This window comes from Mesorhizobium prunaredense (genome assembly GCF_900156895.1).
Classification (GTDB): Bacteria; Pseudomonadota; Alphaproteobacteria; order Rhizobiales; family Rhizobiaceae; genus Mesorhizobium; species Mesorhizobium prunaredense.
In genome coordinates this window covers 69,380-85,305 of sequence record NZ_FTPD01000014.1, presented here as the reverse complement: position 1 = coordinate 85,305, position 15,926 = coordinate 69,380, and the positions used below count along the sequence as shown (strand labels likewise).

At 62.5% G+C, this 15,926-nt stretch carries 15 protein-coding genes; 6 read left to right on the top strand and 9 right to left on the bottom strand.

Annotation, left to right across the window (positions count from 1 at the left end):
- The first annotated feature begins 3 nt into the window (after nt 1-3).
- Together BQ8794_RS12770 and BQ8794_RS12765 are read left to right on the top strand one after the other, a co-directional pair.
- Nucleotides 4-822: an MBL fold metallo-hydrolase gene (locus BQ8794_RS12770; RefSeq protein WP_077377736.1), complete on the top strand. Its 819-nt coding sequence runs from the start codon at nt 4-6 to the stop codon at nt 820-822.
- A 15-nt stretch (nt 823-837) separates the two neighbouring features.
- Nucleotides 838-1,308: a YbaK/EbsC family protein gene (locus BQ8794_RS12765; RefSeq protein ID WP_077377733.1), complete on the top strand. Its 471-nt coding sequence runs from the start codon at nt 838-840 to the stop codon at nt 1,306-1,308.
- Between the two features lie 80 nt (nt 1,309-1,388).
- On the opposite strand, the gene BQ8794_RS12760 is transcribed toward BQ8794_RS12765, so the two are convergent.
- Nucleotides 1,389-2,042 carry a TetR/AcrR family transcriptional regulator gene (locus BQ8794_RS12760; protein ID WP_077377730.1) on the bottom strand — a complete coding sequence of 218 codons (654 nt, stop codon included), beginning with the start codon at nt 2,040-2,042 and terminating at the stop codon, nt 1,389-1,391.
- 243 nt (nt 2,043-2,285) lie between these two features.
- Here BQ8794_RS12760 and BQ8794_RS12755 point away from each other — a divergent pair, with 243 nt between their 5' ends.
- On the top strand, nt 2,286-3,233 hold the full coding sequence (locus BQ8794_RS12755) for a homocysteine S-methyltransferase family protein (protein ID WP_077377727.1): 948 nt from the start codon (nt 2,286-2,288) through the stop codon (nt 3,231-3,233).
- A 334-nt stretch (nt 3,234-3,567) separates the two neighbouring features.
- Here BQ8794_RS12755 and BQ8794_RS12750 read toward each other — a convergent pair whose 3' ends face one another.
- Genes BQ8794_RS12750 through BQ8794_RS12740 form a run of 3 tightly spaced genes read right to left on the bottom strand, consistent with a single transcriptional unit; the run spans nt 3,568 to nt 5,606 of the window.
- A complete protein-coding gene (locus BQ8794_RS12750; protein WP_077377724.1) occupies nt 3,568-4,284 on the bottom strand; it encodes a Bax inhibitor-1/YccA family protein in 717 nt (238 codons plus the stop codon).
- Between the two features lie 21 nt (nt 4,285-4,305).
- Nucleotides 4,306-5,079: an anti-sigma factor family protein gene (locus BQ8794_RS12745; RefSeq protein WP_077377809.1), complete on the bottom strand. Its 774-nt coding sequence runs from the start codon at nt 5,077-5,079 to the stop codon at nt 4,306-4,308.
- 8 nt (nt 5,080-5,087) lie between these two features.
- On the bottom strand, nt 5,088-5,606 hold the full coding sequence (locus BQ8794_RS12740) for a sigma-70 family RNA polymerase sigma factor (RefSeq protein WP_244554929.1): 519 nt from the start codon (nt 5,604-5,606) through the stop codon (nt 5,088-5,090).
- A gap of 373 nt (nt 5,607-5,979) precedes the next feature.
- Between BQ8794_RS12740 and BQ8794_RS12735 the strand changes: the two genes are divergently transcribed.
- The 3 genes from BQ8794_RS12735 to mazG all read left to right on the top strand — a co-directional run bounded on the left by BQ8794_RS12735 (nt 5,980) and on the right by mazG (nt 9,394).
- Complete coding sequence (locus BQ8794_RS12735; RefSeq protein WP_244554928.1) at nt 5,980-7,119, top strand: OpgC family protein; 1,140 nt, start codon at nt 5,980-5,982, stop codon at nt 7,117-7,119.
- Between the two features lie 181 nt (nt 7,120-7,300).
- Complete coding sequence (locus BQ8794_RS12730) at nt 7,301-8,485, top strand: amino acid aminotransferase (RefSeq protein ID WP_077377716.1); 1,185 nt, start codon at nt 7,301-7,303, stop codon at nt 8,483-8,485.
- Between the two features lie 84 nt (nt 8,486-8,569).
- On the top strand, nt 8,570-9,394 hold the full coding sequence (gene mazG / locus BQ8794_RS12725; RefSeq protein WP_077377713.1) for a nucleoside triphosphate pyrophosphohydrolase: 825 nt from the start codon (nt 8,570-8,572) through the stop codon (nt 9,392-9,394).
- 6 nt (nt 9,395-9,400) lie between these two features.
- On the opposite strand, the gene hflX is transcribed toward mazG, so the two are convergent.
- The 5 genes from hflX to BQ8794_RS12700 all read right to left on the bottom strand — a co-directional run bounded on the left by hflX (nt 9,401) and on the right by BQ8794_RS12700 (nt 15,874).
- On the bottom strand, nt 9,401-10,792 hold the full coding sequence (gene hflX, locus BQ8794_RS12720) for a GTPase HflX (protein ID WP_077377711.1): 1,392 nt from the start codon (nt 10,790-10,792) through the stop codon (nt 9,401-9,403).
- Nucleotides 10,793-11,038, bottom strand: coding sequence for an RNA chaperone Hfq (gene hfq, locus BQ8794_RS12715; protein ID WP_006202172.1), 246 nt, complete (start codon nt 11,036-11,038; stop codon nt 10,793-10,795).
- A gap of 145 nt (nt 11,039-11,183) precedes the next feature.
- Nucleotides 11,184-12,044, bottom strand: coding sequence for a D-amino-acid transaminase (locus tag BQ8794_RS12710; protein ID WP_077377705.1), 861 nt, complete (start codon nt 12,042-12,044; stop codon nt 11,184-11,186).
- A 193-nt stretch (nt 12,045-12,237) separates the two neighbouring features.
- On the bottom strand, nt 12,238-13,599 hold the full coding sequence (gene ntrX, locus BQ8794_RS12705) for a nitrogen assimilation response regulator NtrX (protein ID WP_027153990.1): 1,362 nt from the start codon (nt 13,597-13,599) through the stop codon (nt 12,238-12,240).
- Nucleotides 13,589-15,874, bottom strand: coding sequence for a sensor histidine kinase NtrY-like (locus BQ8794_RS12700; RefSeq protein ID WP_167378719.1), 2,286 nt, complete (start codon nt 15,872-15,874; stop codon nt 13,589-13,591). The genes ntrX and BQ8794_RS12700 overlap by 11 nt, the downstream gene beginning before the upstream one ends.
- Between the last annotated feature and the right edge of the window lie 52 nt (nt 15,875-15,926).

Here is a 15,926-nt window from a genome sequence, read left to right as displayed (position 1 = left end):
CGCATGAGCGACCGGCTGCGCCTCACCATTCTCGGCTGCGGCTCATCGCCGGGCACGCCGCGCATCACCGGCGACTGGGGCAATTGCGATCCGGCCAATCCGAGGAACCGGCGCATGCGCACCGCAGCGCTCATCGAGCGGATCGCGGCAAACGGCGACAGGACCACAGTCGTCATCGACACCGGGCCGGATTTTCGCGCGCAGATGCTGCTGGCGTCGGTCAAGCGCATAGATGCGGTCGTCTATACGCATCCGCATGCCGACCACATCCACGGCATCGACGATTTGCGCGGCTTCGTGCTCGAGCAGCGTCATCGGATCGATATCCACGCCGACCAGCCCACCATGCTGCGGTTACGGGAAGCGTTCGGCTATTGCTTCGAAACACCGCTAGGCAGTTCCTATCCGCCCATTGTCGAGCCCCATATCATCGACCACGCCAGGCCGGTCGTGATCGAAGGCGAGGGGGGTGCCCTCACCCTCGAGCCGCTGCCGCAGATCCATGGCGACATCATATCGCTTGGTTTTCGCTTCGGCGGCCTCGCCTATTGCCCCGATGTCAGTGAGTTCCCCGACGCCACCGCCGAACGGCTGCGCGACCTGGACGTGCTGGTCATCGACGCGCTGCAATACAGGCCGCATCCGAGCCATCTGTCGCTCGGCCAGGCACTCGGCTGGATCGAAAAACTGGCGCCGAAAAAGGCCGTTCTGACGCACATGCATGTGCCGCTCGACTACGCTGCGGTGATGGCCGAGACGCCGGCCGACGTCGACCCGGCCTATGACGGCATGATGATAGAAATCCCTTATGAATCTGCATGATAGGTTCGGTTCTTCATGGCTGGCAGCATTGATCGTGTGACCAGGGCAGCGGCCGATGCCGGCCTCGACATCGAAATCAGGCGCATGGGCACCTCGACACGCACCGCCGAGGAAGCCGCCGCGCAATGCGCCTGCACAGTCGCCCAGATTGTCAAATCTCTGGTGTTTCAGGGAGAATCCAGCGGAAAGCTGTTTCTCTTCCCGGTTTCCGGCTCCAATCAGCTCGATCCAGGCAAGGCTGCCGCACTGACCGGCGAGCCGCTGAAGCGCGCCGACCCGCGGCAGATCCGCGACGAGACCGGCTTTGCCATCGGCGGCGTGGCGCCGATCGGCCATCTGATTGCGATCCCGGCGTTCGCCGACGAAACGCTGCTCGGGTTCGATCGCGTTTGGGCTGCGGCCGGCGCGCACGACGCGGTGTTCGCCGCCGAGCCACACGCAATGGTCAGGGCAGCGCAGGCTGTCGTGGCGACGCTGGCAGTCTGAATCGAACGCGCCGGATATCGCAGCGTGGCGAACAGCCGGGCAATGGGAGCTCGGCGCTGCAAGGTACGCCCGGCGCAATCCTATTCGGCGGCGATGGCGGTGGGCGGCAGCATGGTTTCGGGCGCCGCCGGCGCGAACAACATCTTTACGACGTTGCGGAAGGCGAGGATCTGGCGTTCGAGGACACGCGGGTCGCCGAGCCCCCGCGACATGATGATGCCGCCATCGATCACACAGGAGAACATGATGGCGACGTCTTCGAGGTCCATGCCTTTGCGGGCAGGATAAACGGCCGCGATCTCGTTCAGCGCGTCGCGAAACCGCCCGTTCCAGGAGCGGACGGCGGCGGTGGCGATGTCGCGAACGCTGCGGTCGAAGAGGCGCTCCTGATAGGTGAACGTCGCGATCAGGCAGCCGGGGTGGCCGTTCGGCAGATCACCCATCAGCTCGGCAAGCAGCTTGAGCGTGATCAGGAACGACTGCAACGGATCATCGGACAATTGCCGGCCGCGGTGAAACACATCATCGAAGATGCGGTCGTTCTCCTCGACGTAGCGCAGCATCAAGGCGCGGGCGAGTTCGTTCTTGTCCTTGAAATGATAGAAGAAGCCGCTCTTGGTGATGCCGGCTTCGGCGATCACCTCCTCGATGGACGTCGCGCCGAACCCCTTGGCGAGCACCGAGGCCTCGGCGATCTCCAGAATGCGTTCGCGCGTTTCCGCACCTTTGCGCATGACCGAATGCCCTCAAATCTACTGTACCGGCGGTATGGTTTTCACACCCGCCAACGTCGGCACCGATAGCAATACGACCGGCCCAGAGCGGCTATCCGTCTGTAATTGCTGCGGTTTCCGATTCGGTGGAGTACCGGACCACAAGCCTTCTACCGCACCGGCGGCACGTGCTGCTAGAACTTGGCTATTGCGAACCGGCCGCCACCAGGGCGGCACGGTGTCATCCTACCACTGGAGACAAACATGGCCAAGTACCGCCAGAATCTGCCGCAACTCGCCAACAGAACATTCCTGAGCGATGGCGGCATGGAAACGACTCTCATCTTTCACGAAGGCCTCGAGCTTCCGCACTTTGCTTCATTCACGCTGATGGCAACGCCTGAAGGCCGGCAAAAGCTGAGGGAATATTTTGTCCGTTATCTGACCATTGCGCGCAGAAGCGGGACCGGCTTCATCCTCGACACGCCGACGTGGCGGGCCAACCCGGATTGGGGAACGTTGCTCGGCTACGGGCCGGAAGCGCTACGCGCCGTCAACGAGGCCTCGATCGAGCTTCTTCTCGACCTGCGCAAGGAGTTCGAGACCGCCGAAACGCCATGCGTCATCAGCGGCGCGATCGGGCCGCGCGGCGACGGCTACAAAGCCGGCAAGATGGACGCCAACGAGGCGGAAGCCTATCACGCGGCGCAGATCGAGAGTTTCGCGCGGACCGAGGCCGACATGGTTGCGGCCTATACGCTCACCAATTTCCACGAGGCAATCGGCGTGGCGCGGGCGGCCAAGGCGCATGCGATGCCGTGCATGATCTCGTTCACCGTGGAGACGGACGGCAAGCTGGTGACCGGCATGGCGCTCGGCGAGGCGATCGACAGGGTCGACGACGCGACAGACGGTGCGCCGGCCTACTATATGATCAACTGCGCCCATCCGACGCATTTCATGCAGGCGCTGAACAAGGGCGAGCGCTGGCTTGATCGCGTCTACGGCGTGAAGGCGAATGCTTCGGGCAAAAGCCATGCCGAACTGGACGAATCGGAAACGCTCGACGCGGGCGACCCGGACGATCTCGGGCGGCGCTACAGCAGGCTGACAGCTTCGTTTCCGACGATGCGCATCCTGGGCGGCTGCTGCGGCACCGACCACCGGCACATCGCGGCGATCTGCGAGGCCTGCGTGCCGCAAGCGGCGTAGGAAGCTGTGTACGTCCCAGGAGACGCAACGCTACCGACCGCAGTTCCGCTTAGGGAAAGGAACTGCGGTTGGGCCGAAAGCAAGCAATCAGAACACATCTCAGTTCCATAACCTATCTTATGCGACTTTCTGATGAGTGGAATCTCAGCGTGAACCGACGAAAAATCCTCTCCTCTACCTGTTGTGCCGCCGGCTCGGGGCTGCCTGCGCCTCACTTTTTCCGGACATCCAGGCGCGCCGCGTTCCAAAAGATTTTCGCGACGCGCTTCAAGTCTCTGTTCACGCATGTCGCTGCTGCAAAAACGCTGCCGCGACATGCATGGATTTAACGCGGCTATTCGCGCTCGCCGGTGAAGTTCAACAGCAACTGGAAGATGTTGATGAAGTTCAGATAGAGCGAGAATGCACCGAAGACGGCGAGCTTCTGCTGCGATTCCGCACCGAAGTTTTCCGCAAACTGCTCCTTGATCGTCTGGGTATCCCAGGCGGTGAGGCCGATGAACACGGCGATGCCGATCACCGAGATGGCGAACTGGAGCGCGGTCGAGCCGAGGAAGATGTTGACGATGCTGGCGATCACCACGCCGATCAGACCCATGATCAGGAAGGACGAGAACTGGGTCAGGTCGCGTTTGGTCGTGTAGCCGTAAAGGCTGGTCGCGCCGAACATGGTGGCGGCGATGAAGAAGGTGCGCGCGATGCTGGTCCCGGTGAACACCAGGAACACGGACGCCAGCGACAGGCCCATGACCGCACAGAATGCCCAGAACATCGCCTGAGCGCCGGCCGCCGACATCGTCTGTATCCGGAACGAGAACAGCAGCACGAAGGCGAGCGGTGCCAGCATCACCACCCACTTCAACGGAGTGGAAAAGATCGGCACGTAGAGGGCTGGCGTCGAAGCCACGACAAAGGCGATCACGCCGGTAACGACGAGGCCAACGCCCATGTAATTGTAGACGCGCAGCATGTGCTGGCGCAGGCCTTCGTCATAGACGGCGCCGGTTTGGGCTCCGACGCCGGTGCGGTATCCTAGATTGGGGGTGTTCATGCGGGTTCTCCTTTGTGAAGGTCAGTAAAGCGTGTTGGCGAGCGTTTCTGCGGTGCGATCGAGATCGCGGACACCGCTTCGGGCGACGACTGCGTAAGCAACTTCGCCGATCTGGAAATAGGCCGAGGAAATTTCGCCCGACGGGGCGACGGTCGGCTGGACCACGTCGAACGTTCCGGGCCTGATCGCGAACAGCGAGACCAGTCCCAGGTCTCTTGTTTCGACAGCCATCTCGACGCTCGGGCCGAACTGCGATGGATATATCTGGACGTCACGAACTTTCCAGTCCTTCGGCAGCGACGGCATGACGATCGCCGTGGCGGCGCGGATTTCGTCCGCATCGTAATCCGGCGCTTCGGGCTGGGATGACATCGCCTCGCGCATGATCGTCGTCCTGTGTGCCCGGATCGCCTCCTCCAGATAGACGGGCGGCTGGGTCGAGGCGACGACTTTCGTCACCGATATCGGCCCGACGATCCCGTTAGCAAACCAGCCCGCAGCCACCAGGACTGCGACCGCCGCAGCCCGCTGCAACATGCACAAGGCGCGCCCTCGAGCCAGTCCCCGTTCCAGCCGCCGTGCCGCATCAGCCGTCGCCGGCCGCGCCATGCCCTTGCATCCGGCAAGCGCCACGCGCAGTTCGTCGCGCGTCCTGAGGTCGGACATGACGCGGGCGGCAGCCTCGGGACGGGCGGAAAGAAACGCCTCGACCTCAATGCGGCGGGCAACGTCCAGTTGGTCGTCGACATAGGCGTCGAGGTCGGCATCGGTCACCGGGTCGCGCAGTTCACTCATCATCGACATCACGGGCCTCCCACGATCTTGAGGTGGCTTTTCACATGTGCCGGCAATTTGTCCTCCATCTCGCGGAGCGCTGCGCGCGCCCTGCCGATGCGCGACATCAGCGTTCCCAGCGGTACGCCGCTGGCCTCGGCCGCCTGGCTGTAGGTAAGTCCCTCGATGGCGACGAGATGCAGCGCAGAACGCTGCTCATCCGGCAATTTGAAAAAAGCTTCACGCACCTGTGCCAGGCGGACGGAATGCTCCTGGGGTGCCTGCGTGCTGGCGTCGGCAAGATACCCGGCCTGCTCGACGCGCGCCGCTTCGGATTTGCGGGACCGCAAGCCGTCAATGAAAGCGTTGTGGACGATCGACAGCAGCCATGCGCGCAGGTTTCCGCCGGATCGAAAGGTGCCGCGCCGCTCATAGGCACGCACCAGCGCGTCATGAACCAGATCCTCTGCTTCTGCGCTGTCGCGCGTCAGCGAACGCGCGTAGCGGCGCAGGGAACCAAGCTGTCCTACGATATCGAAGCGTGGCATCGACCCTCTCATGTCCTGTTTACGGAGCATGGCAGGTTTTTAATCCCGCTCTTTGAGTTTTTTGCGATCCGGGAAGGTCAGGCGGTACACGCCACCATCGCGCGTACGGCTTCCTTGTCCGCGAACGCGCAGCCCTCCTCGGCGGCCGCCATAATTCGCCGCGCGGTTTTAGCGCCACGGGGATTTCGATGTTTACACCTGAATTAATTTGTGACGCGAAAAATCGCGAAGGTGTCATCATTTACGGGGCACTTGCGAGTTATAGGCAGGAAACATTCACCGCCGAATCTTCCCTTCGCCAACGGCCCTTTGGGCCCGCTTCTGTTCAACGAATTATCGACCCGACATGACAAGCCCCGACATGACAGGCAATATGCCAACCCAGCGGGATACCCGCATCGATGTCTTCCGCGCGCTAGCGCTGCTGACGATCTTCGTCAACCACGTGCCGGGGACGATCTTCGAGTATGCCACGCACAAGAATTTCGGCTTTTCCGATTCGGCCGAAGCCTTCGTGCTGATTTCGGGGATTGCCGTCGGGCTCGCCTACGGACTGAAGTTCCAGCCGGGTAATCGGTTGCTCATCACCCTGAAGGCCTGGCGGCGTGCCGGTGTCCTCTATGTCACCCACGTCATGACCACTGTCGCGACGCTGGCGATCTTCTCGGCGGCTGCATTGCATTTCTCGCGGCCCGATCTTTTGAAGCTGATCAACATCCAGATGATCATCGAGGACACGCCGGAAGCGCTGCTCGGCATCGCGGCGCTCGGGCATCAGATCGGCTATAACAACATTCTTTCCATGTATGCCGTCGTGCTTCTGATGATGCCGCTTTTCCTGTGGATCGGCACTTTCAGCCTGCGCCTGATGCTTGCTGCGTCCGCTCTCCTCTGGCTCATCGCCGGCATTTTCCAGATCGCGCCTTCGAATTTTCCCGGCGACGGCTTCTGGTTCCTGAACCCGCTCTCCTGGCAGTTTCTTTTCGTCATCGGCATCGCCGGCATGCTGCATATCAAGCGCGGCTGCGAAATCCGCTTCAACTGGATGATGGCGAGCGCGGCCGTCCTGTATCTGGTCGGCGCGCTGATCTGGGTGCGGTTGCCGCTGTGGGGCATCGAGACGGCCTCCGGCCTGCCTACCGTGCTGACCGGCTTCGACAAGACGTTCCTGTCGCTGTCGCGCCTCATGCACATTCTGGCGATCGCCTATCTGATCGTGGCAATCCCGGCGCTTTCCAATCTGGCGAGGACGAGGCCCGGACACCCGCTCGCGGTTCTCGGCAAGCATTCGCTGCCGGTCTTCGTCGCCGGAACGATCCTCGCCATGATCGCGCAGGTCATGAAAGTCGTCAGCCCGGCCGGCCTCCTCTACGACGCGATCCTGATCTCGACAGGCATCGCGCTGCAGTTCGGCTTCGCCTACTACCTCGAATGGTTGCCGCGGATCGGTTGGGGCGGCAAGAAGCAGCAATCTGGGGCCGCCTTGCCGTCTGCTGCTCTCAAACCGGCATGATAGAACGGCGCGACGCCGTGCGATAAAGGCCTTTCGCCGGGTGCGAGCCTCGCCTCCCGGCGACGCTATGGATTTCTATGTCCAGTCGCCCGGTTGGCGGTTTTCAGCCTGGCGCAAATGAAAACCGCTGGCGCAGCACAGCCGATTTGCGTATCACTCCGCCGCCAACGGAGCCGCGCCGATGTTCGAAAACCTCCAGCCTGCCCCAGCCGACAAGATCCTCGCCTTGATCGGCCTCTATCGTGCCGATCCCCGCCCCGGCAAGGTCGACCTCGGCGTTGGCGTCTACAAGGATCGCGATGGCAAGACGCCGGTGATGCGCGCCGTGCGCGAAGCCGAAAAGCGATTGCTGCAGAGTCAGGACACCAAGACCTATCTCGGCCTTGCCGGCGATACCGGCTTCAACACCGCGATGGCCAGGCTGGTCTTTGGCCCGGCGGCCGAGCTGACGCGCATCCGTGCGGCGCAGGCGCCCGGCGGCTCGGGCGCGCTGCGGCTGGTGGCCGAGCTGCTCAAGAGGACGCGATCCGACGCGACGATCTGGCTGTCGGACCCGACCTGGCCGAACCACATGCCGGTGATGCGCGCCGCCGGCTTGCAGATACGCGAATATCCCTACTTCGACGCAGCCTCAGGTGCTGTTCGCTTCGCGGACATGATGAGCGCACTGGCGACCGCCAGGAGCGGCGACGTGATGCTGCTGCATGGCTGCTGCCACAATCCGACAGGCGCCAATCTGGACACCGCGCAGTGGGCTGAAATAGCAGACCTCGTCGTCGAGCGCGGCCTGCTGCCATTTGTCGACATTGCCTATCAGGGGTTTGGCGAGGGCCTTGACGCTGACGCCGCCGGCTTGCGCCTGCTGGCAGCGAAAGTCCCGGAAATGGTCGTTGCCTCGAGCTGCTCGAAGAACTTTGCCGTGTATCGCGACCGCGTCGGCGCGGCGATGATCCTGGCAAAAGACAGCGCGCAGGCGGATGTGGCAATGAGCCAGATGCTGTCGGCGGCGCGCGCCATGTACTCGATGCCGCCGGACCACGGCGCGGCCGCGGTGCGCATCGTGCTTGAAGACGCTACGCTGCGCGCCGACTGGGAAGCGGAGCTCGAGGAGATGCGCATGCGCATGCTGCGGCTTCGGGTGCAGTTCGCCGAAGCGCTGCGGCGGCAGTCCAATTCCGATCGCTTCGATTTCGTCGCCAGCCATCGCGGCATGTTTTCCCGGCTTGGCCTGTCCGAAGCCCAGGTCGAGCGGCTGCGCGCCGAGCACGGCGTCTATATGGTCGGCGACAGCCGCATCAACGTCGCCGGCCTGCCGGAGGACGGCATGGACGCGCTCGCCAAGGCGATCGTCTCCGTGCTCGACTGAGGCTTTGAGCGGCGCTGTGGACAATCGCCCCTCGCCTTGCGACGGCGTTGGCTACAGCGTCGGTCGCAGGCTAGCATTCGACCGATGAAACCTTCGAAAGATATTTCCCGGCTGATCGAGATCATGGCGGCGCTGCGGGCGCCGGAAACCGGCTGCCCATGGGATATCGAGCAGGATTTCTCGACCATCGCGCCCTACACGATCGAAGAAGCCTACGAGGTGGCGGACGCCATTGCGCGTGGCGACCTGGACGATCTGCGCGACGAGCTCGGCGACCTGCTGCTGCAGGTCGTCTACCATGCGCAGATGGCCGAGGAGGCCGGTGAATTCGCCTTTGGCGACGTGGTCCAGGCCATCACCACAAAAATGATCCGCCGCCATCCGCATGTCTTCGGCGACGATGAGGCGCGCAGCGCCGGCATGGCCAAGGGCATGTGGGAGAAGATCAAGGCCGAGGAAAAAGCGGAAAAGCGAAATGCCCGCCTCGCCCGCGGCCACAATCCGGAGGATCATGGCAAGGGTTTTCTGGACAGCGTTCCGGTTGCCCTGCCCGCTTTGACCCGGGCGCTCAAGCTGCAGGAAAAAGCGGCCCGCGTCGGCTTCGACTGGAGCGAGGCCACGCCGATTCTCGACAAGATCGAGGAAGAGATCGGCGAGTTGCGCCAGGCCCTTGCCAAGGGCGATACGGCTTCGATCAAGGACGAGTTCGGCGACATGCTGTTTGCCGTCGTCAATCTCGGGCGTCATCTCAAGGTTGATTCCGAAGCGGCGCTCAGCGGCACCAACGAAAAATTCCGGTCGCGGTTCCACTATGTCGAGCACGCGCTGGAAAGGTCCGGAAACACGCTGGAAAAGGCGACGCTCGACGAGATGGAGGCGCTTTGGCAGCAAGCCAAAAGCGCGAAGTAACGGCGATTACCCGTTGTTTTTACGGTGCAATCTGGTTTCTATCTCTTCGTGTGCGCTTCGCGTCGCTTTGAGCGACACGGTTATACCGCCGTCTTCATTGTCGGTGCGCGAGACGACGTCGCCATTGCGGTAGAGCCAGTCGACGAACCCAAGCTGGTCAGGCTTGAGCGTGACGGTCAGCGTTTCCAGTTCGCCTGAAACTCTTGTCTCGATGATCGCCTTCAGCACATCGATGCCCTCGCCGGTGGCGGCCGATATGGCAATGGGCGGCGCCTTGTTGCCGTCGATGCCGTCGGCGAGCAACCGCTCCCGGTTGCCCGCATCGAGCCGGTCGATCTTGTTCCACACTTCGATGACGCGCCTGCCGTCGCCGGCATCGACGCCGAGATCGGCGAGGATGCGCTCGACATCCTCGGCCTGGGCGGCCGTGTCGGGATCCGAAATATCGCGCAAATGGATGACGAGATCGGCCTCGACCACCTCTTCGAGCGTTGCCCGGAAGGCCGCGATCAGATGCGTCGGCAGGTCCGAAATGAAACCGACCGTGTCCGAAAGGATGACCGGCGTGCCGTGCGGCAGCCGCACCCGACGCAGTGTCGGGTCGAGCGTGGCGAACAGCATGTCTTCGGCCAGCACCCCTGCTCCGGTCAGCCTGTTGAACAGCGTCGACTTGCCGGCGTTGGTATAACCGACGATGGCCACAACCGGGAACGGCACCTTCTTGCGCTTGGCGCGGTGCAGATCACGGGTGCGTCGCACTGTTTCCAGCTCGTGCTTGAGCTTGTTGATCTTGTCCTGCAGGACACGGCGGTCCGATTCGATCTGCGTTTCGCCAGGGCCGCCGAGGAAACCGGCACCGCCGCGCTGGCGCTCGAGGTGAGTCCAGCTTCGCACGAGCCGGCCCTTCTGATAGTTGAGGTGCGCCAGATCGACCTGCAGCGTGCCTTCCTTGGTCCGCGCGCGCTCGCCGAAAATTTCCAGGATCAAACCGGTGCGATCCAGCACCTTGGCGTTCAATTCCTTTTCCAGGTTGCGCTGCTGCACCGGCGTCAGCGGATGGTCGACAATGACCAGTTCGGCACGGCCCTCTTTGACGATCTCGGCGAACTCCGCGACCTTGCCGCTGCCGAGCAGGGTGGCAGGCCGGGGATCGTTGACGGTCACAACAGCGGTATGGATCGGGTCGAGGTTTATGGCTTGGGCAAGGCCAACCGCCTCGTCGTGGCGGGCCTCGGCAGAACGCGTCAGGCGCGGGCGATTCGTGTCTTCGTCGCCGCGCGGCTGGCGGGTAAGCACCGGCACGATGACCACGGCCCGGGTCGGGCCTTCGGCTTCCGCCCCCGGCTGATATGCTGGTTTTTCGCGAACGCTGCGGTCCGCGTCTTTCTTACGTGCCAATCAGGCGCCCTGGCTTTCCTCGCCATCGAACATCTGAACCGGCTGGCTCGGCATGATCGTGGAAATGGCGTGCTTGTAGACGAGCTGGGAATGGCCGTCCCGACGCAGCAGAACACAGAAATTATCGAAGGAAGTGACCACACCGGTCAGCTTCACGCCGTTGATGAGAAAGATCGTGAGTGGGTTTTTGCTTTTGCGAACTGAATTCAGGAACAGGTCCTGAAGATTTTGCGATCGTTCCGCCATTGTTCTTGTCTTTCGCCGATCCCCTTCGGTTTGCAGGCCAATGCGCCAAATTACCTGGCACATGTCAAGCGCGCAAACACCGTCTTGCCGTCAATAACGACAAGCAGAACGAGATATATTGATGTTCATTCCACCTGTGCGGTTATCAGGCTGGACTTTTTTCCGCAACGTCAAAAAAGGCGTGCCGCAAGGAAAGTGTTATCGAGCCCGGGTGGCCGTTGGCGACGGAAGCACCGTCGATCGCCACGATCGGCATGGCGATTGTGGTCGCGGAACTGATGAAAACCTCGCGCGCGGCTTTGGCTTCGGCGACCGAAAAGCCCCGCTCCTCGATCTTCAGGCCGAGCTTGGCGGCCACATCGAACAGCGTGGTGCGGGTGATGCCGCGCAGGATGCCGTGCTCGGCCGGGCGCGTCACCAGCACGCCGTCCCTGGTGACGATCCAGGCGTTCGACGATCCCCCTTCCTTGACGGTGCCGTCGGCATCGACGAACCAGGCTTCCTGGGCGCCGGCTTCCTTGGCCTTCTGCTTGGCGAGCACATTTGGCAGCAGGCCGACCGACTTGATATCGACCCGGTCCCAACGGTTCTCCGGCACGGTGATGACCTTGATTCCGCTTTCGGCCCTCTTGGCGGCAGCAGCGGGGTCGGCTTTCCTGGCGGTAACCACCAGCGACGGCTTCGTGCCCGCCGGGAAAGCAAAATCACGGCTGGCGACGCCGCGCGTCACCTGAAGATAGACCAGGCCATCGGCGACATGGTTGCGGCGGACCACCTCGCGCAGGATAATCGGCAACACGCCCGGCGTGACCGGCCAGTCGATCGACAATTCGGTCAGCGAGCGGTTCAGCCGTCCGAGATGGCGAGGCATATCGACGATGAAGCCGCGCGCCACCTCGCAAACCTCGTAAACACCGTCGGCGAACTGATAGCCACGGTCCTCGATATGCACGAAAGCGTCGGCGTGAGCGACATAGCGCCCGTTCACATAGGCAATGCGCGGCATGGGTCACCCCTGAAGAAGTCGGCGCATGACCCCGAAAATCGGAATCCATTTTTCCGGGAAGGGTCATGCGCAAAAAACAAAATGCTACAGCGTCCGTTGCGCGTCCCAAAAGACGCGCGGCGCGGTAGCGCTTCTTATGTGATTCCACCGCCGCCGTAACCGATAATTGCGTAGGCCACGACTGGATTGGCTGTCAGACGCCCAGCGACTTCAGCTTTCGGTGAAGCGCCGAGCGCTCCATGCCGATGAACTCGGCCGTCTTCGAGATGTTGCCGCCAAAACGGTTGATCTGGGCGATCAGATAGTCCTTCTCGAACTGTTCGCGCGCTTCACGCAACGGCAGCGCCATGATGTGCTGATCGGATTGGTTCGGCGTGCGCGGCATGACATCGCCAATCTCGGCAGGCAAGAGATCGGCGGTGATCGGTGCGTCGATATCGTCGCCGCGCGCCAGGATCATCAGCCGCTCGACGTTGTTGCGCAACTGGCGAACGTTGCCTGGCCAGTTGTGCGCCTGCAGCACCGCCAGCGCGTCGTCGCCGATGCGCCGCGGCCGGATGCCGGCCTGGCGGGCGATCTGCTTCATGAAATTGTCGACAAGATAGGGGATGTCCTCACGCCGCTCGGCCAATCCCGGCACCATGACCGGAACCACCGCCAGGCGGTGATAGAGATCCTCGCGGAAACGACCGTCGGCGATCATCGCCTCCAGGTTCTGCGACGTCGACGAAATGATGCGGACATCGACCTTGACCCGTTTGGTGCCCCCTACCCGCTCGAACTGCTGTTCGACCAGCACGCGCAAGATCTTGTTTTGCGTTTCGCGCGGCATGTCGGCCACTTCGTCGATGTAGAGAATGCCGCGATGGGCTTCCTCAAGCGCGCCGACCTTGCGTTCGACACCGTTTGATTCGGTGCCGAACAGCTCGACCTCCATGCGTTCAGGCGTGATGTTGGCGGCGCTCAGCGTGACAAACGGGGCGCCCTTGCGCGCCGACAGCGTGTGGATGGCGCGTGCCGCGAGTTCCTTGCCCGAGCCGGACGGCCCGATGATCATGACACGGCTGTTGGTCGGTGCGACGCGCTCGATGGTCTGGCGCAACTGGCTCATCGCCGACGACATGCCGATCAGGTCGAAGGTTTCGCCGCTGCGCAGCTTGAGATCAGAAACCTCGCGTCTCAGTTTCGAGGTTTCAATGGCACGTTCGGCGATGAGGATCAGCCTGTCGGCCTTGAATGGTTTTTCGATGAAGTCATAGGCGCCGCGGCGGATGGCCGATACCGCCGTCTCGATATTGCCGTGGCCCGAGATCATCACCACCGGCAAGCTCGGATGCATCGTCTTGATCTCGTCCAGCAGCGCCAGTCCGTCCAGGCGTGAGCCTTGCAGCCAGATGTCAAGGAAAATCAGCCTCGGCGCTCGGTCGGCGATCGCCGCCAGGGCGCTGTCGGCATCGAATGCCGTGCGGGTTTCGTGACCTTCGTCGCTCAGGATACCGGCGACAAGCTCGCGGATGTCTTCCTCGTCATCGACGATGAGAATGTCAGACGCCATTACCGACCTTTTCAGTTTCTCTTTCGGGTTCCGTCCTGCCTTCGCCGCGCGACGGCACAGTGGCGGCGAGCGGCAGGATGATGCTGATCATCGCGCCTCGCCCGTCGTGGAAATCCGCCGGCGCGTCATGCAATTCGAGCCGGCCGCCATGGTCCTCCACTATCTTCTTGACGATAGCGAGGCCGAGCCCGGTGCCCTTCTCGCGTGTCGTCATGTAAGGCTCGAGCAATCGCTGGCGGTTCTCGCGCGGCAAGCCCTTGCCGTTGTCGATGACATCGATGCGAATCGTACCATTCTGGCGCCCGGCTTGAATCCGGATTATGCCGTGCGAGCGGTCCTTTTGATCAAGTCCGTCAATCGCCTCGGCTGCGTTCTTGATGACATTGCCAAAAGCCTGCGCCATCAGGCGGCTGTCGAACGTGCCTTTGAGCGGTTCGTTGCCGAATACGCGCTCGAAGGTGATATCGGAGCGGCTCACCTCGACGAGGAACGAGGCTTCGCGCAACGATTCGCGCAAATCGAGGGCCTTCATTTCGGGCTTGGGCATGCGTGCGAAAGCGGAGAACTCGTCGACCATGCGGCCGATGTCCTCCACTTGCCTGATGATCGTATCGGTGCACTGATCGAAAACCTCGCGGTCTTCGGTGATGACCTTGCCGTAGCGGCGCTTGATGCGCTCGGCAGAAAGCTGGATCGGTGTCAGCGGGTTCTTGATCTCGTGGGCGATGCGCCGCGCCACATCCGCCCAGGCCGAGGAACGCTGCGCCTGGACCAGATCGGTGATGTCGTCCACCGTCACGACATAGGATTTCTCCTCCGAACCGTCATCGCCGGCCTCGACCGTGATCTGCACGTTGAAGGTGCGCTCCGCACCGGCGCGATAGAAGGTCACCTGCTCGCGATGGACAGGCTTGCCCGACTTGCGGCCGATCTCGAAGACGCGGCCGACATGCGGCAGCACGGCGGAGAGGTTTTGCCCGAGTGCGGCGGTGGCGGATATGGCCAGCATCGTTTCGGCCGACCGGTTGACGATGGTGACGATGCCATACGGATCAACGCCGATCACGCCAGCGGTGACACCGGCAAGCACGGCTTCCGAAAAACGCCGCCGCTCGTCGATCAAATCCTTGGCGGACAGAATCTCGTTACGCTGCGATTTCAGTTCCAGCAGCATCTTGTTGAAGGTGTCGCCGAGCGAGGCGACGTCGCCGTCGGAGGGCCGAACGGGCACGGCAACGTCGAGATTGCCGGTCGCGACCTCGTCGGCCGCGCCGATGAGCTGGCGGATCGGCCGCACCAGGCGGTCGGCCACGGCGATGCCGGTCCAGATGGCGGACAGGATGATGATCAGCGTCAGCGACAGATAGGGAAGTGCAAAGGCCACCTGCGAGGTGCGGCGATTGTCTTCGAGGCCGCGATATTCGTCGCTGTTGGACCTGACAATCTGCCGCGCCTTGATCACCTCGGGATCGACGAGCCGGATGGTGTAGAGATAGAGCCCTTCGATCTCGCGCAGTTTGACGATGGCGCCCATGATGTTGCGCGTCTTCGGCTCGATCAGCACCGGCCTGCCGTCGGCGGCACTGCTCATGGCGCCTTCCGGCGGCTCCGGCATGGCAAAATCGGCGTCGGTCTTGGCGCTCATGACGAACGAACCGTCGAGCCTGATCAGCGCGGCATGGGCCAGCGAGCGTCCGACGGCTTCCTTGTTCATGAGATCGAGGAAGCCGGTTCGATCGAGGCCGTAGAGCGTGCGGGAGGCGTCGAGATCGTAAGCCATCGACAGGGTCGTTCCCTGGAGGTTGCGTGCGTTCTCCTGCACATAGGCATCGGCTATCGACAGCGACGAATTGACGATCATCTTGGTGCGGATTTCGAACCAGCGATCAAGACCGATATCGAGCGTGATCGAGGCGATGATCGCCACCATGATGGCGGGAATCGCGGCGACCAGCGCGAACATCGCGACGATCCGCACATGCAGCCGCGACGCCGCCTTGCCGCGCCGGCGCGCCATCACGATACGATGTACTTCGCGGCCAACCAGCGCGATCAGGAACAGGATGAACGCCGCATTGACGGCGATAAGCGCCAGCGTTGTCCTCTCGTCCGGCGTGATCGGCGTGGCGCCGACGAGGATGGCGAAGGAGATCGCCGCCGTAACCAGCGCACCGACAATTGCCACCACACCCGGCAGCGCAAGCAGCCGGCGCCCGTCCCTTGCGCGGGGTTCGCTGAAAAGCGTTTCGCTCAGTCTCGATGCCCGTGGAGCCATGTCGCCGTCTAGAGCCAGTGATTGCGTCGGATGTATGCAACGCATTGTGGCG